This is a genomic window from Antribacter sp. NEAU-D49, from assembly GCF_057158775.1.
In genome coordinates this window covers 2,410-20,347 of sequence record NZ_JBXTSN010000007.1, presented here as the reverse complement: position 1 = coordinate 20,347, position 17,938 = coordinate 2,410, and the positions used below count along the sequence as shown (strand labels likewise).

Below are 17,938 nucleotides of genomic sequence, written 5' to 3'. Positions count from 1 at the left end.
GGGGGGCCCCCCGGGGGGGGGGCCCCGGGCCCCCCTCCCCCCCCCGGCCCGGCGTCGGGCACCGTCCGGACGAACTGAGGAAGTACTGACGTGGCTACCACCCGCACGCCGCTCATGGCGGGCAACTGGAAGATGAACCTGGACCACCACGAGGCGATCCAGACCGTGCAGAAGCTGGCGTGGACGCTGAAGGACGCCAAGCACGACTACGCCGCCGTCGAGGTGGCCGTGCTGCCGCCGTTCACGGACCTGCGCTCGGTGCAGACCCTGGTCGACGCCGACAAGCTGGAGATCGTGTACGGCGCGCAGGACGTGTCGAAGCACGAGTCGGGCGCGTACACGGGCGAGATCTCGGCGACGATGCTCGCCAAGCTCGGCGTCACCTACGTGGCCGTGGGCCACTCGGAGCGCCGTGAGTACCACGGCGAGTCCGACGACCTGGTGAACGACAAGGTGCGGGCGGCGTTCGCCCACGGCCTGGTGCCGATCCTGTGCGTCGGTGAGGGCCTGGACATCCGCAAGGCGGGCGACCAGGTGTCGTACACGCTGGCGCAGGTGGAGGCGGCGCTGGCCGACGTCCCGGCGGAGCAGGTCGCGAAGATCGTCATCGCGTACGAGCCCGTGTGGGCCATCGGCACGGGCGAGGTCGCCACGCCGGAGGACGCGCAGGAGGTGTGCGGCGCGATCCGCCGCGTGCTGGGCGAGCTGTACGACGACAACGTGGCCGCCGCGGTCCGCGTGCTGTACGGCGGTTCCGTGAAGTCGGGGAACGTCGCGCAGATCATGGCGAAGCCCGACGTGGACGGCGCCCTCGTGGGCGGCGCCAGCCTCGACCCCGAGGAGTTCGCCAAGATCGTCCGGTATCAGGCGCACGTCCTGTCCTGAGGTACCCTCAAACCCGCGACTTACGCGGCGGGCGAGGCCCTGACCTGGGGTTTCGCCCGCTGCGGCATCTCTCGCCTACTCTTGACCCGACCCGTCGCCGGAGTGATCTCCGGCACACCGAGAATCCGAGGACGTAACCGTGGACGCGCTCCGCATCATCCTGCAGGTCCTGCTGGTGCTCACCAGCGCCTTCCTGACCCTGCTCATCCTGCTCCACAAGGGCAAGGGTGGCGGCCTCTCCGACATGTTCGGCGGCGGAGTCTCGATGGGAGCCGGCTCGTCCGGCGTGGCCGAGCGGAACCTGAACCGCATCACGATCGCGTTCGCCCTCGTGTGGACGGTCGTCATCGTCCTGCTCGGTCTGATCCAGAAGGTGAGCTGACGCCACACCCGGCGTTGCTCCAGGCCAGACCTCAACGGAGGGGACGAGGAACGTGGCATCAGGCGGTCATGCGATCCGAGGGAGCCGCGTCGGCGCGGGCCCGCTCGGTGAGTCCGAGCGAGGGGAGACCGCGCCACGGGTGCGCGTCTCCTACTGGTGTGCCAACGGGCACGAGACCTCACCGAGCTTCTCGGTGGGCGAGGACGTCGAGCCTCCCGAGCAGTGGGACTGCCCGCGCTGCGGCTTCCCCGCGGGTCTCGACCCGGCGAGCCCGCCGTCGCCCACGCGCAACGAGCCCTACAAGACGCACCTCGCGTACGTGAAGGAGCGGCGCACCGAGGCAGACGGCGCCGCGCTCCTCGAGGAGGCGCTCGAGGCGCTGCGCGTCCGTCGCGGCGGCGTACGGAGCTAGCCGACAGCCCGCTCCGGGCGGGCGGCCCGCTGTGGCCGGCCCCGGTGATCGGCAAAAGGTCGGATGATCGGCAACCCGGGTTGCCGATCATCCGACCTCTTGCCGATCACGTGGCCGAGCGCCGGCGGGAACAGCGCCGACGCCCGGGCGACCCTCCCTACCGTTCCGCGGCCGCCGCGCTGTCCAGCAGCCAGAGCGTGAGCTCGGTGCCCACCGCGCCGGCGGCCGGCACCTCGTGCACGTCGCCGCCCGCGAGGGCTGCGGCCGCCTGACCGGCCTTGTCGGCCCCGTTCACCACGAGCCACACCTGCCGGGCCGCGCGGATCGTCTCGAAGGTGAGCGAGACGCGCTCCGGCGGCGGCTTGGGGGAGCCGTGGACGCCCACCGTCGGGCCGGTCGCGTCCAGCCCTTCGTGCCCTGGGAAGAGGGACGCCACGTGCCCGTCGGGCCCCATGCCGAGCAGGAGCACGTCGAACGCCGGGACAGGGCTCCCGAACGTGGCGAGCTCGGCCGCGTAGGCCTGGGCGGCCTCCTCCGGCGTCGCGACGGCGGACGGCCCCGGCATGGGGTGGACGTTCCCCGCGGGGAGCCCGTGCGACGCCACGAGCGCGTCGACCAGGGCCTCCCGCGCCTGCGTCTCGTTGCGGTCGGGGTCGCCGTCGGGCAGGAAGCGCTCGTCGCCCCACCACAGGTGCACCCCCGACCAGTCGACCGCCCCGAGCACGGGGCTGGCCGCCATGGCGGCCAGCGTGCGGATGCCCACCGTGCCGCCCGTGACGACCACGTGCACGGGGGAGCGCACCGACTGGACGTCGAGGATCCGCGTGAGGAGCCGCGCCGCGGCGGCCTCGGCGAGGACCGTCGCGTCCGGGTGCACCACCACGAGACGCCCCGCCGTCATGACGCCCGCTCCACGAGGGGCAGGCCCTTGGTGAGGACCTCCTCGTAGATCTCGTCGGGGTCGAGACGGCGCAGCTCCTCGATCAGCGCCTCGTTGAGGGCGCGGATCGGCAGGGCGATGCGGCGGTCGGGCTTGCCCGGCTGGGAGATGGTCACCGTGCGGCCGTCCGGACGGTCGAGCACGATGGGGCCGCTCTTGCGCTCCAGGACCACCTTGGTGATGGCCTCGGAGTTCTTGACCCGCGCCACCGTGGCCGGGCAGCGCAGGCGTGCGCCGAGCCAGGCGGCGAGGAGGTCGAGCGACGTGTGGTCGCGCTGCCCCTCGACCCGGACGGAGAGCACGGGCTCGAACGGCGGCTGCTCCACGGCCGCCGCGATGAGCCCCCGCCACAGCGTGACGCGGGCCCACGCGAGGTCCGTGTCGCCCGGGGCGTAGGTGGTCGCCAGGGTGCCGAGCATGCCGACCGGGTCCTTGGCCACCGTCGTGTCGGTGATGCGGCGGTGGGCCATGGCGCCCACGGGGTCCGACGACGGGTCCTCCGGCGCCTCCCGCGGCCACCAGACGACGATGGGCGCGTCGGGCAGCAGCAGCGGCATCACGAGGGTGTCGCCGCGCTCCAGGAGCGGGCCGAAGGCGCGCAGCACCACCACCTCGGAGGCGCCGGCGTCACCGCCGACCCGGATCTGGGCGTCGAGGCGCGCCTCGCTGCCCCGGCTTGCGGGTGCGACCACGATCACACGGCACGGGTGCTCCCGGGAGGCGTCGTTCGCGGCCTCGACGGCCGTCTCGACGTCCCGCTCGTCGGCGAGGACCACGAGGGTCAGGACGCGGCCGAGAGCGACGGCGCCGCCCTCGTCGCGCAGGCGTACCAGGCGCTTGTTCACCGCGTTCGCGGTGGTGTCCGGCATGTCGATGATCATCGCGGATCTCCTGAGGTCTGTACCGGGGTCTCGGCCGGGCTGACGGCCCGGCTCAGGGCCCGGCTCACGGCCGGCGCCAGGCGCGCCCGTCGCGCGCCATCATCGCGTCGGCCGACGGCGGCCCCCACGTGCCGGAGGCATACTGCTCCGGCTGGCCCTGCTTGGCCCAGTACGCGGTGATGGGGTCGAGGATCTTCCAGGAGAGCTCGACCTCCTCGCGCGTGGGGAACAGCGGCGGGTCGCCGAGCAGCACGTCGAGGATGAGGCGCTCGTACGCCTCGGGCGACGACTCGGTGAACGAGTGGCCGTAGCCGAAGTCCATCGTCACGTCGCGGACCTGCATCGCCGTGCCCGGCACCTTGGCGCCGAACCGCAGCGTCACGCCCTCGTCCGGCTGCACGCGGATGACGAGCGCGTTGTTGCCCAGCTCGGACGTCAGGGAGGACTCGAACGGGAGGTGCGGCGCCTTCTTGAAGACCACGGCCACCTCGGTGACGCGCCGGCCGAGGCGCTTGCCCGAGCGGAGGTAGAACGGCACGCCCGCCCAGCGCCGGTTGTCGATGTCGACGCGGATGCCGGCGAACGTCTCGGTGACGGAGTCCTTCGCGATGCCGTCCTCGTCGAGGAAGCCTCGCACCTCCTCGCCACCCTGCCACGCGGCCGCGTACTGCCCGCGGGCCGTGTGCTTGCCGAGGTCGCGGGGGAGGCGCACCGACGAGAGCACCTTGATCTTCTCGGCGCGCAGCTCGGCGGCGTCGAAGGTCACCGGCTCCTCCATCGCGACGAGCGCGAGGAGCTGCAGGAGGTGGTTCTGGATGACGTCGCGCGCGGCGCCGATCCCGTCGTAGTAGCCGGCACGGCCACCGATGCCGATGTCCTCGGCCATGGTGATCTGGACGTGGTCCACATAGTTGGCGTTCCACAGCGGCTCGAACATCTGGTTCGCGAAGCGCAGCGCCAGGAGGTTCTGGACCGTCTCCTTGCCCAGGTAGTGGTCGATCCGGAACACCGAGTCGGGCGGGAAGACCTCCGAGACGACCGCGTCCAGCTCCTTGGCGCTGGCGAGGTCGTGGCCGAACGGCTTCTCGATGACCACGCGACGCCAGGCGAACCCGTCCTCCGGGTCGGTGTCGGGCGCCGAGAGCCCCGAGCGGGCGAGCTGGCGGCAGACGACCGGGAAGGCGCTCGGCGGCACCGAGAGGTAGAACGCGTGGTTGCCGCCGGTGCCGCGCTCGGCGTCGAGCTTCTCGACGGTCTCCCGCAAGGTCTCGAACGCCGCGTCGTCGTCGAACGAGCCCTGGACGAACCGGATGCCCTCGGCGAGCTGGCGCCACGTGGCCTCGCGGAACGGCGTGCGGGCGTTCTCCTTGACGGCGTCGTGCACGATCTGGGCGAAGTCCTGGTCGGCCCAGTCGCGGCGGGCGAAGCCCGTCAGCGCGAAGCCGGGCGGCAGGAGGCCGCGGTTGGCGAGGTCGTACACGGCCGGCATGAGCTTCTTGCGGGCGAGGTCACCCGTGACGCCGAAGATGACCAGGCCGCACGGCCCCGCGATGCGGGGGAGGCGGAGGTCGAGAGGGTCGCGGAGCGGGTTGAGCTCCGCGGTGATCTTGGCCGGTCTCACTTGTCAGCCGCTCCGTCCAGGCCCGCCTTGGTGGTGGTGAGCAGCTCGTTCCAGCTCACCTCGAACTTGGTGACGCCCTCGTCCTCGAGCTTCGCGGTGACCTCGTCCATGGAGATCCCGACGGCCTCGACGGCGGCGATCGTGGCCGCGGCCGACTCGGCGGTGCCCGTGACCGTGTCGCCCAGCACGATGCCGTGGTCGGCGAAGGCGTTCAGCGTGCCCTCGGGCATCGTGTTGACGACACCGGGGACCACGAGCTCGTCGACGTACATCGTGTCGCGGTACTCGGGGTTCTTCACGCCGGTGGACGCCCAGAGGGGGCGCTGCGGCTGCGCGCCGGCGGCCTCCAGGGCCTTCCAGCGGTCGGAGGAGAAGACCTCCTCGTACGCCGCGTACGCGAGCCGGGCGTTCGCGATCGCGGCCTGTCCGCGCAGGGCGAGGGCCTCGTCGGTGCCGATCTTGTCCAGGCGCTTGTCGATCTCGGCGTCCACGCGCGACACGAAGAACGACGCGACCGAGCCGACGGGGGCCAGGTCGATGCCGGCCTCCTTCGCCCGCTCGAGCCCGGTGAGGAACGCGTCCATGACGGCGCGGTAGCGCTCGATGGAGAAGATGAGGGTCACGTTGACGCTGATGCCCTCGGCCAGCGTCCGCGTGATCGCGTCCAGGCCCTCGACCGTGGCCGGGATCTTGATCATCACGTTGGGGCGGTCCACGGTGGTCCAGAGGCGCTGGGCCGTGGCGACCGTGGCCTCCGTGTCGCGGGCGAGCCGCGGGTCCACCTCGATCGAGACCCGGCCGTCCACGGTGCCCGTGGCGTCGTACACCTCACGGAGCACGTCGGCCGCCTCGCGCACGTCGTCGGTCGTGATCCGCTCGACGGCGGACTCGACGTCCTGGCCCGCGAGCTCGGCGAGCGAGTCGTCGTACGCGTTCCCGACGGACAGGGCCGCGGCGAAGATGGTGGGGTTCGTGGTCACGCCGACCACGTCCTTCTCGGCGATCAGCGCCGCGAGGTTGCCGGTGCGCAGGCGCTCGCGGGACAGGTCGTCGAGCCAGATGGAGACACCCGCCTCCGACAGGCGGCGGGTCGGGCGCGGCGTCTCTTCGCCGGTGGTGGTGTCGGTCATGATGCCCTTCTCTCGTGCTCGACTGCTCAGGTGGGCCGCACCGGGCTCCCCGGCCGGCCCCGGGTGGCCCTGCCCGGCCGGGTGGTGCACCCGGCCGGGCAGGACGTCGTCGGGCCCCCGGCCCGACGGGACTGCTCAGGCCTGCGCGGCCGCGATCGAGTCGCGGGCGGCGGCCGCCACGGCCTCCGCCGTGATGCCGAACTCCTGGTAGAGCACCTTGTAGTCCGCCGAGGCGCCGTAGTGCTCCAGCGAGACGGAGCGGCCGGCGTCGCCGACCAGACGGTGCCAGCCCTGGGCGATGCCCGCCTCGACCGACACGCGCGCCTTGACAGACGACGGGAGCACCGACTCGCGGTAGGCCTCGTCCTGGCGCTCGAACCACTCGAGCGACGGCGCCGAGACCACGCGGGCGCTGACGCCCTCGGCCGCGAGAGCGGCGCGCGCCTCGACGGCGAGCTGGACCTCGGAGCCGGTGCCGATGAGGATCACGTCCGGCGTGCCGTCGGTGTCCAGCAGCGTGTAGGCGCCCTTGAGCGTGCCCTCCGCCGGGGCGAAGCCCTCCTCGCCGCGAGGGAACGTCGGCACGTTCTGGCGGGTCAGGATCAGGCCTGCCGGGTTGCTCGTGTTCTCCAGGATGCCGCGCCAGGCGTACACCGTCTCGTTCGCGTCGGCCGGGCGCACGATGTCGAGGCCCGGGATGGCGCGGTAGGCCCAGAGGTGCTCGACGGGCTGGTGCGTGGGGCCGTCCTCGCCGAGACCGATCGAGTCGTGCGTCCACACGAACACCGACGGCGTGCCCATGAGCGCCGCGAGGCGCACGGCGCCGCGCATGTAGTCGGCGAACTGGAAGAACGTGCCGCCGTACGGGCGGGTCAGGCCGTGCAGGGCGATGCCGTTGAGGATCGCGCCCATGGCGTGCTCGCGGATGCCGAAGTGCAGGGTGCGGCCGTAGATGCCGCCCTTGTACGAGCGGGTCTGGTGGTCGGCGGGGACGAAGGACGGCTCGCCGTCCATCGTGGTGTTGTTCGAGCCCGCGAGGTCGGCCGAGCCGCCCCACAGCTCCGGCAGCACGTCCTTGACCGAGGTGAGCACCTTGCCGGACGCGGCACGCGTGGCCACGCCCTTCGCGTCGGCCGGGAACTCGGGCAGCACGTCGGCCCAGCCCTCGGGCAGCGTGCGGGTCTGCAGGCGCTCCAGCAGCGCGGCGCCGGACGGGTTGGCGGTGCGCCACGCCTCGAACGCGGTGTCCCAGGCGGCCCGCTGCTCGGCCTGGCGGGAGGCCACGTCGCGCGTGTGCTTGAGCACGTCGTCGTCGATGTGGAACGACACCTCGGGGTCGAGGCCGAGGGCGGCCTTGAGGCCCTTGACCTCGTCGCCGCCGAGCGCGGAGCCGTGGATCGCGTAGGTGTCCTGCTTCTTCGGCGAGGGCCAGCCGATGATCGTGTTCAGCGCGATCAGGGACGGGCGGCCCGTCTCGGCCTTGGCGGCGTCGAGGGCCGCGGCCAGCGCGTCGACGTCCTCGGCGTAGCCGGTGCCGCCGCTGGTCCAGTCGACCCGCTGCGTGTGCCAGCCGTACGCCTCGTACCGGGCCAGGACGTCCTCGGAGAACGAGATGTCGGTCTGGTCCTCGATCGAGATCTTGTTGTCGTCCCAGATCACGATGAGGTTGCCGAGCTGCTGGTGGCCCGCGAGGGACGAGGCCTCGGAGGTGACGCCCTCCTGCAGGTCGCCGTCCGAGGCGATCACGTACACGTGGTGGTCGAACGGGCTCTCGCCGGGGGCGGTCTCCGGGTCGAGGAGACCCCGCTCGCGGCGCGACGCGAACGCCATGCCGACGGACGAGGCGAGACCCTGGCCCAGGGGGCCCGTGGTGATCTCGACGCCCGCGGTGTGGCCCACCTCGGGGTGGCCGGGGGTCTTGGAGCCCCAGGTGCGCAGCGCCGCGATGTCGTCCATCTCCAGGCCGTAGCCCGCGAGGAACAGCTGGAGGTAGATGGTCAGCGACGAGTGTCCCGCCGACAGCACGAACCGGTCGCGGCCCACCCAGGAGGGGTCGGCCGGGTCGTGGCGCATGGCCTTCTGGAACAGGAGGTAGGCGGCGGGGGCCAGGGAGATCGCCGTACCCGGGTGGCCGTTGCCGACCTTCTCGACGGCGTCGGCGGAGAGAGCCTTGATGGACCTCACCGCCCGCTCGTCGAGCTCCGACCAGTCCAGCGGTGTCAGGGCGGGGTCGAACGCGTTCACGTATCCTCTTCTCTCCCCGGGCGGGGGGCGAGAGGCTCCCGGAGCGTGTCCGGGACTACCTCCACGGCTCCGGCCGCGGGTCGTGCGTGTGGCGGTCCGGCTGCTGCCGGCCACCGTGGTACCGAGTATGTGGACACGCAGGTGAGGTCGGTTGTTCCCGACGCGCTCGGGGGTGAAGAGGCCCTGCGGTCGCGCACCCACCCTATACGCGACGTGGCCTGACCGCCGGGGTGCATCTCACACCTCGGAGAGGCCGGGCGGGAGCGCCCCGGGCCTGCGGGGACGTACCATGAGACGGCCCGAGTACCCGGAGCCCCACCCGGATCCTTCCCTCCGCGGAACCTCCCGAACGGATGACCGACGCGCGTGACCACGAGCCAGACGACCCCCGGTAGGACCTCGCGCACCCGCGAGGGCGGCGACGACGAGGTCGTCGGTGATGCCCGGCCCGGTTCGTGGGTCCTGCGGCGGGCGGGCGCCTACATCGCGCTGACGAAGCCGCGGGTCATCGAGCTGCTGCTCGTCACCACGGTGCCGACGATGATCCTGGCCCAGGGCGGCCTGCCCGACCTCGGGCTGATCCTGCTCACGCTGGTGGGCGGCGCCGCGGCCGCGGGCTCGGCGAACGCCTTCAACTGCTACATCGACCGCGACATCGACGCGATCATGAACCGCACCAAGCGGCGGCCGCTCGTCACGGGCGAGATCACGCCGCGGGCGGGGCTCGTGTTCGCCACCGTCCTGGGCGTCCTGTCGCTCTCGTGGTTCGCGCTCCTGGTCAACCCCGCCTCCGCGTGGCTCACCTTCGCCGCGATCGCGATCTACGTGGTGGGCTACACGATGATCCTCAAGCGCCGCACGCCGCAGAACATCGTCTGGGGCGGGATCGCGGGCTGCATGCCCGTGTTCATCGGCTGGGCCGCCGTGACCGGCGGGATGAGCTGGGCGGGCCTCGCGCTCTTCGGCGTCATCTTCTTCTGGACGCCGCCGCACTACTGGCCGCTGTCGATCAAGTTCAAGAAGGACTACGCCAACGCCGGCGTGCCGATGCTGCCCGTCGTGAGCGACGACAAGCGCGTCGCGGCCGAGATGATCGGCTACACGCTGGCGATGATCGCGTGCTCCCTCGTCCTCACGCCGCTCGCGGGCATGACGTGGGTCTACACCGTGGGCGCGTCCGCCCTCGGCGCGTGGTTCCTCTGGGCCACCGTCGCGATGCAGCGCCGGGCCAAGGACCCGTCGCGCAAGCTCGGCGCCATGAAGGTCTTCCACGCCTCCATCACGTACCTCACGCTGCTCTTCGTGCTCGTCGCCGTGGACGTCTTCCTGCCGTTCTGACCGGCCGTCTCGCGCGCGTAGCCTTGTCTGCGTGACCGTGACCGACCAGCCCGACATCGTCCAGCGGCGTGCCGCACGCGAGAAGTCCCGCGTGGCGCCCGACTACGCCCGCTCCTGGCTCCTGCTCTCCGCCCTGCGCACCGGCGACTTCGACCGCGCCCAGCTCTCCCGCGCGGACCAGGTCGTCCTCGACTGCGAGGACGCCATCGACGACAGCCTGAAGGACGAGGCGCGCGACCACGTCATCTCCTGGCTGAGGAGCGGCGGCAGCGCCTGGGTGCGGATCAACGACCGGCACTCGGCCGCGTGGGCCGACGACGTGGCCCTCCTGCGCGACGTCGAGGGCCTGGCCGGGGTCATGCTGGCCAAGACGGAGTCCGCGGACGACGTGGTGGACACCGCCCAGCGGCTCGGCGGCGACGTGCCGGTGATCGCGCTGGTCGAGTCCGCCGTGGGCATCGAGGAGGCCGTGTCCGTCGCCCGGGCCCGCGGCACCTTCCGCCTCGCGTTCGGCTCCGGCGACTACCGCCGCGACACCGGCTCCGCCAACGAGCCGATCGCCATGGCGTACCCGCGCTCCCGCCTCGTCGCGGCCAGCCGCGTGGGCGGCCTGCCCGGCCCCATCGACGGCCCCACCGTCGGCACGGCCCACGCGCTGCTCCGCGAGCAGTCCGCCGACGCGGTGGTGCTCGGCATGACCGGCAAGCTCTGCCTCGACCTCGAGCAGCCCGCCGTCATCAACGAGTGCTTCTCGCCGTCGCCGTCCGACGTGGCCTGGGCCGTGGACTTCCTCGCCGACTTCGAGGCCGCCGGCTCGGTGATCCGCGACGGGTCCGACAAACCGCGCCTGGCCCGCGCGCAGGTCATCAAGAGCCGCGCCGAGCTCTTCGGGATCAATCCCTCGTAAACCCCCATCACGCCCCGCCCGGCGTGCCGCACCCGGCGCGCCGGGCGAGCCTGGGCATGATGGCCGCGTGTCCGCCGCCCTGACCGAGGTCCCCGTACGCCCAGGCACCTCCCTCGACCCGTGCCTGCGCGACTACCTTGCGCACCTCCGGGTCGAGCGGGGCCTCTCGGCCAACACCGTGTCCGCGTACCGGCGCGACCTCGCGCGCTATGCGGCCTACCTCGTCGCCGCCGGGCGTTCCGGCCTCGACGAGGTGGGCGAGGCCGACGTGAGCGGCTTCGTCACTTCCCTGCGCCAGGGGTCCGACGGCGGGGCGCGGCTCTCCCCGTCCTCCACCGCGCGGGCGCTCGCGGCGGTCCGCGGCTGGCACCGCTTCGCGCAGGCCGAGGGCCTGGCCACCGCAGACCCTTCCGCCGAGGTCCACGCACCGACGCAGCTGCGCCGCCTGCCGCACGCGCTCTCCGTCGGCGACGTCACGCGGCTGCTCGAGGCCGCCGGCGAGGGGGAGGGGCCGCTGCCGCTGCGCGACCGCGCCCTCCTGGAGCTGCTGTACGCCACCGGCGGCCGCATCTCGGAGATCGTCGGGCTCGACGTGGATGCGTTCCACCGCGGCGCGGACGAGCACCGCACGGGCGGCACCACGGCGGAGGGGGACCCCGCAGCGACAGGCCAGCCGGGCGCCGTCGTGCGGCTGCACGGCAAGGGGGGCAAGGAGCGGGCCGTCCCGGTCGGGTCCTACGCCCGGACCGCCGTCGAGGCCTACCTGGTGCGGGCGCGGCCCGCGCTCGCCGCCGCAGGCCGCGGCACGCCCGCCCTCTTCCTCAACACGCGCGGCGCCCGGCTGTCACGGCAGACGGCGTGGGCGGTGCTGCAGGCAGCGGCGCAGCGCGCCGGGCTCACGGAGCGCGTCTCGCCGCACACGCTGCGCCACTCGTACGCCACGCACCTGCTGGCCGGGGGAGCGGACGTCCGCGTGGTCCAGGAGCTCCTGGGCCACGCCTCCGTGACGACCACGCAGATCTACACCATGGTCACGCCCGACACGCTGCGCGAGGTCTACGCGGCCGCCCACCCGCGGGCGCGCTGATGGGCGGCGCGCCGAGCCTTTCACCTGGCGGCCACGGATCCCTGGGGTACCGTGGCGGCGTGAGCGAGGCACCCATGCGGGAGGGAGCGAGCCAGATGACCGACGCACCGCCCGTCGCAGTCGTCAGTACACCCACGGCAGCTCGAAGCCCTGAGGGGGAGATCCTCCGGGACGTCGTCGGCAGGCCCATGCCGACGTTCCCGGTGCCGCCGCCCCTCACGTCGCACGGCCCCGCCCGCATCATCGCGATGTGCAACCAGAAGGGCGGCGTGGGCAAGACGACGTCCACGATCAACCTCGGCGCCGCGCTCGCGGAGTACGGCCGCCGCGTGCTCCTCGTCGACTTCGACCCGCAGGGCGCCGCCTCCGTCGGCATCGGCGTGAACCCGCACGAGCTCGACCTCACGGTCTACAACCTGCTCATGGAGCGGGGCGTGCGGATCGAGGACGTGCTCATCCCGTCCGGCATCGAGAACCTCGACGTGCTGCCCGCGAACATCGACCTCTCGGCTGCCGAGGTCCAGCTGGTCGGCGAGGTGGCCCGCGAGTCCGTGCTGGCCCGCGCCCTGCGTCCCGTCATCGACGACTACGACGTGATCCTCATCGACTGCCAGCCGTCGCTCGGCCTGCTGACCGTCAACGCGCTGACGGCCGCGCACGGCGTGCTGATCCCGCTCGAGTGCGAGTTCTTCGCGCTGCGCGGCGTCGCGCTGCTGGTGGAGACCATCGAGAAGGTGCGTGACCGGCTCAACCCGGCGCTCGAGATCGACGGTATCCTCCCCACCATGTACGACTCGCGCACCCTCCACTCCCGTGAGGTCGTGGCCCGGGTGCACGAGGCGTTCGGCAGCGTGCTCCTGCACTCCGTCATCGGCCGCACCGTGAAGTTCCCGGACGCGTCCGTGGCCGCCGAGCCCATCACCGCCTACGCGCCCGGTCACCCGGGCGCGGCCGCCTACCGGCTGCTGGCCCGGGAGCTCGTGTCGCGTGGCGACGCTGCCTGACACGCTGGAGGCGCCGGCGGACGACCTCGCCGTGGCGCCGGGGGCGGCCGGGCCGCCGGCCACGCCCGCCGACCCGGCCGACGGCCTGCCCGAGGCACCCGTCCGCGCAGGGTTCCACGTCCACCTCACCAACTTCACCGGCCCGTTCGACCTGCTGCTGTCGCTGATCGCCAAGCACGAGCTCGACGTCACCGAGGTGGCGCTCGCGGCCGTGACGGACGAGTTCGTGGCCCACATCCGCGCCGCCGAGGCGGCCACCCGCGAGGCCGAGTCGCGCGGCGAGTCGGTCCCGTCGTGGGACCTGGGCCTGGCGAGCGAGTTCCTCGTCATCGCCGCGACGCTGCTCGACCTCAAGGCCGCGCGGCTGCTGCCCGGCGTCGTCGACGAGGACGCCGAGGACCTCGAGCTCCTGGAGGCGCGCGACCTGCTGTTCGCGCGGCTCCTGCAGTACCGGGCGTACAAGCAGGTGTCCGGCGTGCTCGCCGAGCGCATGGCCGCGGCCGGGCGCCGTGTCCCGCGGCTCGCGCCGCTGGAGCAGCACCTCGCCGCCCTGCTTCCCGAGCTGGTGTGGGACCTCGACGGCGCGCGGCTGGCCGAGCTGGCCGCCCGGGCGCTGACGCCCAAGGTGCCGCCCATGGTGTCGCTGAGCCACCTGCACGGCTCGGCCGTGAGCGTCCGCGAGGAGGCCGGCGTGATCGTGCGCCGCCTCCGGCGCGAGCACGTGGCGACGTTCCGGGCGCTCACCTCGGGGTCGGAGCGGCTCGTCGTGGTGGCGCGCTTCCTCGCGCTGCTCGAGCTGTTCCGTGACGCGCTGGTGAGCTTCGAGCAGGTGACGCCGCTGGGCGAGCTGACCGTCCGGTGGACCGGTGAGGCCGACGGCGGCGGCAAGTACCTGGACCAGTCGGGCGGGCCGAGCGAGTTCGACGAGCCCGTGAGCGAGAACGGGCTGTCAGCGGCTCCCGGGTCCGCGGACCCGGTCCCTGACGCCCCGGAGGAGACGCAGTGACCGATCAGACAGTGATCTCCGGCACCACGCCGGACGGCCTGACAGGCGGGACGCCCGCGCCCGAGGGGGCCCTGGCGCCGTCGCCTGACGCGGCCGAGCAGGACACGCTCGTCCTCGTCGACGTCCATTCGCTGCCGGGCGGCGCTCCGGCCGCGCTGGAGGCCGTGCTCATGGTCGCGGATGCGCCGGTCCCGGCCGAGCGCCTGGCCGTCGCCCTGGACCTGCCGCTGCCCGAGGTGGACCGGCTGCTGGCCGAGCTGGCCGCCGAGTACCGTGGTGACCTCGGCGGACGCCCGCGAGGGTTCGAGCTGCGCAGCAACGCCGACGGCTGGCGCATCTACTCGTCGGTGGCGCACGCGGACGTCGTCGGGCGCTTCGTGCTGGACGGCCAGTCGGCCCGGCTGAGCCAGGCCGCGCTGGAGACCCTCGCCGTGATCGCGTATCGTCAGCCGGTCACCCGTGGGCAGGTCTCGGCCGTCCGCGGCGTGAACGTGGACGGAGTGGTACGCACGCTCCTGACCCGCGGCCTCATCGCGGAGATCGGCCAGGACCCCACCACGGGTGCCGTCCTGTTCGGAACCACTGGATACTTCTTGGAGCGGATGGGTTTCTCGTCGCTCGACGAGCTGCCGCCGCTCGCACCCCACCTGCCCGACCTGGACGCACTGGACCAGCTCGGGGCAGACGACTGACGACGGAAAGCAGACGATGAACGAGGATCGCCGCGGCGGGAGCCGCCGCGCAGGAGAAGGACGTCCCGGCCAGGGAGGCTCGCAGGGCAGCAGCCCCAAGGGCAACCACCGGGGCCAGAGCGGGCCGCGCAAGCCCACCACCGGGAAGGGCGCCGGCGGCAAGGGTGGTGCGCAGCGCAAGCCGGGCGCCGCAGCCGGCCAGCGAGGGGCCGCGCCGCAGCGGCGGCGCCCCGTGCAGGACCCGTCCGTGCCGCCGCGGGACGTCCACGTCGCCGACGGCGTGCGGCTGCAGAAGGTGCTCGCCACGGCGGGCCTCGGCTCGCGCCGTGCCTGCGAGGACCTCATCGCGGGCGGCCACGTCGAGGTGGACGGCGTGATCGTCACCGAGCTCGGGGTCCGCGTGGACCCGGCCACGGCGATCATCCACGTGGACGGTCTGCGGGTCCAGCTCGACCAGGACAAGATCACGCTGGCGCTCAACAAGCCGCTGGGCGTCGTGTCCTCGATGAGCGACCCGCTGGGCCGGCCCACGCTCGCGGACCTGGTCCGTGACCGTGAAGAGCGACTCTTCCACGTGGGCCGGCTCGACGCCGACAGCGAGGGTCTCATCATCCTCACGAACGACGGCGAGCTGGCGAACCGCCTGGCGCACCCCAAGTACGAGATCCAGAAGACGTACCTGGTGACCGTCGAGGGCGGCGAGGTGTACCCGCGCGTCGGCAAGCAGCTGCTCGCGGGCGTCGAGCTCGAGGACGGTCCGGCGAAGCTGGACAAGTTCCGCGTGGTCGACGAGGTCCCGGGCATCACCATGATCGAGGTGGTGCTCCACGAGGGCCGCAACCGGATCGTGCGCCGCATGTTCGAGGCGGTGGGCCACCCGGTCACGCGCCTGGTGCGCACCCGGATCGGTCCCGTCCCGCTCGGTGACCTCAAGGCCGGCCGCTACCGCGTCCTGGGGCGCGTGGAGCTGGGCACCCTCATGGGGGCCGTGGACCTGTGACCGACGCAAGGGAGAACACGGGCAGCATGAGCACGTCCGGGATCGTCGTCGCCATCGACGGGCCGTCCGGGTCGGGCAAGTCGAGCGTGTCGCGGGCCGTCGCGCGCGAGCTGGGCCTGGCGTACCTGGACACGGGCGCGATGTACCGGGCGGCCACCGTCTGGTGCCTGCAGCGCGGCGAGGACCTCGCCGACCAGCACGCCGTCGCGCACGCCGTGCGGGTGATGCCGCTGGTCATGGGCCTGGACCCGGCCGCCCCGGGCGTGGAGCTCGAGGGCCGCGACGTCGCTGAGGCGATCCGCACCACCGAGGTCACGGCCGCGGTGTCGGCCGTCGCCACCAACCTGGAGGTCCGGGCCGAGCTCCGCCGCCGCCAGCGCGCCGTCGTCGAGGCCGAGTCCGGCCCCGGCGCGACGTTCTCGGGCGGCCGCGGCGTGGTCGCCGAGGGCCGCGACATCACCACGGTCGTCGCGCCCGACGCCGACGCCCGCATCCTCCTGACCGCCAGCGAGGAGGCGCGACTGCGCCGCCGCTCGCTCGAGGTCCACGGAGCAGCAGACGCGAAGGCCGTCGAGGCCACCAAGGACCAGGTGCTGCGGCGCGACCGGGACGACGCGACGGTGTCGCAGTTCCTCGTCGCCGCCGACGGCGTGGTGACGGTGGACTCGTCCGAGCTGGACTTCGAACAGACGGTGCAGGCGGTGCTCGGGGTCGTCACGCAGATGACCGCCCGCGAGCAGGCCCCGGCGCCGTCGACCCTGGGAGAATGAGCACATGACCCACGACGCACCTGACCTGGTCGACCCGGTCGACCCGGTCGACAACCCGGACGGGGCGCCGGCGGACCTCACCGGCGCGCTCGTCGAGACCGAGGAGGAGGCGGCGCGCGAACGCGCGCTGCGTGCCGGCCTCGAGGACTTCGACCTGGACGAGGAGGACCGCTCCCTCATCGACGGCGAGTGGGACGCCGACGGTGGCCCGGCGCCCGGGGCGCCGCTCCCGGTGCTGGCCATCATTGGCCGCCCGAACGTGGGCAAGTCCACGCTCGTCAACCGTATCCTCGGTCGCCGCGAGGCGGTCGTGGAGGACAAGCCCGGTGTCACGCGTGACCGGGTGAGCTACCCGGCCGAGTGGTCCGGGCGGGAGTTCCTGCTCGTCGACACCGGCGGCTGGGAGGTCGACGTCGCGGGCATCGAGTCCAAGGTGGCGGAGCAGGCGGAGGTCGCCATCTCGCTCGCCGACGCCGTGATCTTCGTCGTCGACGCCACCGTGGGCGCCACGGCCACCGACGAGCGGGTGGTGGCGCTCCTGCGCCGCTCCGGCAAGCCGGTGCTGCTGTGCGCCAACAAGGTGGACGGCCCCTCGGGCGAGGCGGACGCCGCCTACCTGTGGAGCCTCGGCCTGGGTGAGCCGTTCCCCATCTCGGCCCTCCACGGCCGTGGCATGGGCGAGCTGCTCGACGCCGCGATGAAGATCCTGCCGACCGTCTCCGGGCACGGCGAGGTGCGGCCCGCGGGCCCGCGCCGCGTGGCGCTCGTCGGGCGGCCCAACGTGGGCAAGTCCTCGCTGCTGAACAAGATCGCCGGCTCCGAGCGCGTGGTCGTCGACGAGGTGGCGGGCACCACGCGCGACCCGGTCGACGAGCTGGTCGAGCTCCGGGGCATCCCGTACTGGTTCGTGGACACGGCGGGCATCCGCCGTCGCGTGCACCAGACCAAGGGCGCCGACTTCTACGCGTCGCTGCGCACGCAGGCCGCGATCGAGAAGGCGGAGATCGGCGTGGTCCTCGTCGACGCGTCGGCGCCGCTCACCGAGCAGGACACCCGCGTGATCTCGCAGGTGGTCGACGCGGGCCGCGCCCTCGTCATCGCCTACAACAAGTGGGACCTGATGGACGACGACCGTCGTCCTTACCTGGAGCGGGAGATCGAGAAGGACCTGGTCCAGATCCAGTGGGCGCCCCGCGTCAACGTCTCGGCCCGCACCGGCTGGCACACGGACAAGCTGGTCCCGGCGATCGAGCGCTCGCTCGCGTCGTGGGACACGCGCATCCCCACCGGCAAGCTCAACGCGTTCCTGGGCGAGCTCGTGGCCGGGCACCCGCACCCGTTGCGCGGCGGCAAGCAGCCGCGCATCCTGTTCGCCACGCAGGCGTCCACGCGGCCGCCACGGTTCGTCATCTTCGCCACGGGCTTCCTCGAGGCCGGCTACCGCCGGTACATCGAGCGCCGCCTGCGCGAGACGTTCGGTTTTGAGGGCACGCCCATCACGATCAGCGTCCGCGTGCGGGAGAAGCGCAAGCGCTGACCCGCTGCCCGACGACGCCGGGGGCCACCTTCCGTACGGAAGGTGGCCCCCCCCCAACGCGGACCGCGCTCCCGCACCCCTCCGCCGGCCCCCCGCCCCTGG

The 17,938-nt window shown here is 73.0% G+C and carries 17 protein-coding genes; 12 read left to right on the top strand and 5 right to left on the bottom strand.

From position 1 onward, the window contains the following. Positions 1–114: 114 nt before the first annotated feature. The 3 genes from tpiA to AC060K_RS07630 all read left to right on the top strand — a co-directional run bounded on the left by tpiA (position 115) and on the right by AC060K_RS07630 (position 1,679). Complete coding sequence (gene tpiA, locus AC060K_RS07640) at positions 115–885, top strand: triose-phosphate isomerase (RefSeq protein WP_483764943.1); 771 nt, start codon at positions 115–117, stop codon at positions 883–885. Between the two features lie 139 nt (positions 886–1,024). Then, the gene (gene secG, locus AC060K_RS07635; protein ID WP_483764831.1) at positions 1,025–1,267 is read left to right on the top strand and encodes a preprotein translocase subunit SecG; all 243 of its coding nucleotides are present in this window, start codon (positions 1,025–1,027) and stop codon (positions 1,265–1,267) included. A 52-nt stretch (positions 1,268–1,319) separates the two neighbouring features. Further along, a complete protein-coding gene (locus AC060K_RS07630) occupies positions 1,320–1,679 on the top strand; it encodes an RNA polymerase-binding protein RbpA (RefSeq protein WP_483764830.1) in 360 nt (119 codons plus the stop codon). 157 nt (positions 1,680–1,836) lie between these two features. Here the strand turns inward: AC060K_RS07630 and pgl are convergent, their stop codons facing one another. The 5 genes from pgl to tkt form a co-directional block, all read right to left on the bottom strand. Then, positions 1,837–2,580, bottom strand: coding sequence for a 6-phosphogluconolactonase (gene pgl / locus AC060K_RS07625; RefSeq protein WP_483764829.1), 744 nt, complete (start codon positions 2,578–2,580; stop codon positions 1,837–1,839). Further along, entirely contained in the window at positions 2,577–3,500 is a 924-nt protein-coding gene (locus tag AC060K_RS07620; protein WP_483764828.1) for a glucose-6-phosphate dehydrogenase assembly protein OpcA, read from the bottom strand. The genes pgl and AC060K_RS07620 overlap by 4 nt, the downstream gene beginning before the upstream one ends. Before the next feature lie 64 nt (positions 3,501–3,564). Further along, positions 3,565–5,121 carry a glucose-6-phosphate dehydrogenase gene (zwf, locus tag AC060K_RS07615; RefSeq protein WP_483764827.1) on the bottom strand — a complete coding sequence of 519 codons (1,557 nt, stop codon included), beginning with the start codon at positions 5,119–5,121 and terminating at the stop codon, positions 3,565–3,567. Next, the gene (gene tal / locus AC060K_RS07610) at positions 5,118–6,251 is read right to left on the bottom strand and encodes a transaldolase (protein WP_483764826.1); all 1,134 of its coding nucleotides are present in this window, start codon (positions 6,249–6,251) and stop codon (positions 5,118–5,120) included. The genes zwf and tal overlap by 4 nt, the downstream gene beginning before the upstream one ends. A 135-nt stretch (positions 6,252–6,386) precedes the next feature. Further along, complete coding sequence (tkt, locus tag AC060K_RS07605) at positions 6,387–8,495, bottom strand: transketolase (RefSeq protein ID WP_483764825.1); 2,109 nt, start codon at positions 8,493–8,495, stop codon at positions 6,387–6,389. 366 nt (positions 8,496–8,861) lie between these two features. Between tkt and AC060K_RS07600 the strand changes: the two genes are divergently transcribed. From AC060K_RS07600 to der, 9 genes are all read left to right on the top strand, one after another. Next, positions 8,862–9,833 carry a heme o synthase gene (locus AC060K_RS07600; RefSeq protein WP_483764824.1) on the top strand — a complete coding sequence of 324 codons (972 nt, stop codon included), beginning with the start codon at positions 8,862–8,864 and terminating at the stop codon, positions 9,831–9,833. 31 nt (positions 9,834–9,864) lie between these two features. After that, positions 9,865–10,740 carry an HpcH/HpaI aldolase/citrate lyase family protein gene (locus tag AC060K_RS07595; RefSeq protein WP_483764823.1) on the top strand — a complete coding sequence of 292 codons (876 nt, stop codon included), beginning with the start codon at positions 9,865–9,867 and terminating at the stop codon, positions 10,738–10,740. Positions 10,741–10,807: 67 nt separating this feature from the next. After that, entirely contained in the window at positions 10,808–11,827 is a 1,020-nt protein-coding gene (locus AC060K_RS07590) for a site-specific tyrosine recombinase XerD (RefSeq protein WP_483764822.1), read from the top strand. 188 nt (positions 11,828–12,015) lie between these two features. Then, positions 12,016–12,831, top strand: coding sequence for a ParA family protein (locus AC060K_RS07585; protein ID WP_483764942.1), 816 nt, complete (start codon positions 12,016–12,018; stop codon positions 12,829–12,831). Next, positions 12,815–13,837, top strand: a complete 1,023-nt coding sequence (locus AC060K_RS07580) for a segregation and condensation protein A (protein WP_483764821.1) — start codon at positions 12,815–12,817, stop codon at positions 13,835–13,837. The genes AC060K_RS07585 and AC060K_RS07580 overlap by 17 nt, the downstream gene beginning before the upstream one ends. 71 nt (positions 13,838–13,908) lie before the next feature. Next, entirely contained in the window at positions 13,909–14,529 is a 621-nt protein-coding gene (gene scpB / locus AC060K_RS07575) for an SMC-Scp complex subunit ScpB (protein ID WP_483764941.1), read from the top strand. Between the two features lie 16 nt (positions 14,530–14,545). Then, entirely contained in the window at positions 14,546–15,529 is a 984-nt protein-coding gene (locus AC060K_RS07570; RefSeq protein WP_483764820.1) for a pseudouridine synthase, read from the top strand. Positions 15,530–15,555: 26 nt separating this feature from the next. After that, positions 15,556–16,299 (top strand): (d)CMP kinase, encoded by a 744-nt coding sequence (cmk, locus tag AC060K_RS07565; protein WP_483764819.1) that lies wholly within the window; start codon positions 15,556–15,558, stop codon positions 16,297–16,299. Between the two features lie 4 nt (positions 16,300–16,303). Beyond that, a complete protein-coding gene (gene der / locus AC060K_RS07560) occupies positions 16,304–17,836 on the top strand; it encodes a ribosome biogenesis GTPase Der (RefSeq protein WP_483764818.1) in 1,533 nt (510 codons plus the stop codon). Positions 17,837–17,938: the final 102 nt, after the last annotated feature.

What these genes read in the sequence shown, in the direction of transcription:
- tpiA (WP_483764943.1), top strand. Translation starts at nt 115, where the DNA reads ATGGCGGGCAACTGGAAGATGAACCTGGACCACCACGAGGCGATCCAG.
- pgl (WP_483764829.1), bottom strand. Translation starts at nt 2,580, where the DNA reads ATGACGGCGGGGCGTCTCGTGGTGGTGCACCCGGACGCGACGGTCCTC.
- AC060K_RS07620 (WP_483764828.1), bottom strand. Translation starts at nt 3,500, where the DNA reads ATGATCATCGACATGCCGGACACCACCGCGAACGCGGTGAACAAGCGC.
- tal (WP_483764826.1), bottom strand. Translation starts at nt 6,251, where the DNA reads ATGACCGACACCACCACCGGCGAAGAGACGCCGCGCCCGACCCGCCGC.
- AC060K_RS07585 (WP_483764942.1), top strand. Translation starts at nt 12,016, where the DNA reads ATGCCGACGTTCCCGGTGCCGCCGCCCCTCACGTCGCACGGCCCCGCC.
- AC060K_RS07570 (WP_483764820.1), top strand. Translation starts at nt 14,546, where the DNA reads ATGAACGAGGATCGCCGCGGCGGGAGCCGCCGCGCAGGAGAAGGACGT.
- cmk (WP_483764819.1), top strand. Translation starts at nt 15,556, where the DNA reads ATGAGCACGTCCGGGATCGTCGTCGCCATCGACGGGCCGTCCGGGTCG.
- der (WP_483764818.1), top strand. Translation starts at nt 16,304, where the DNA reads ATGACCCACGACGCACCTGACCTGGTCGACCCGGTCGACCCGGTCGAC.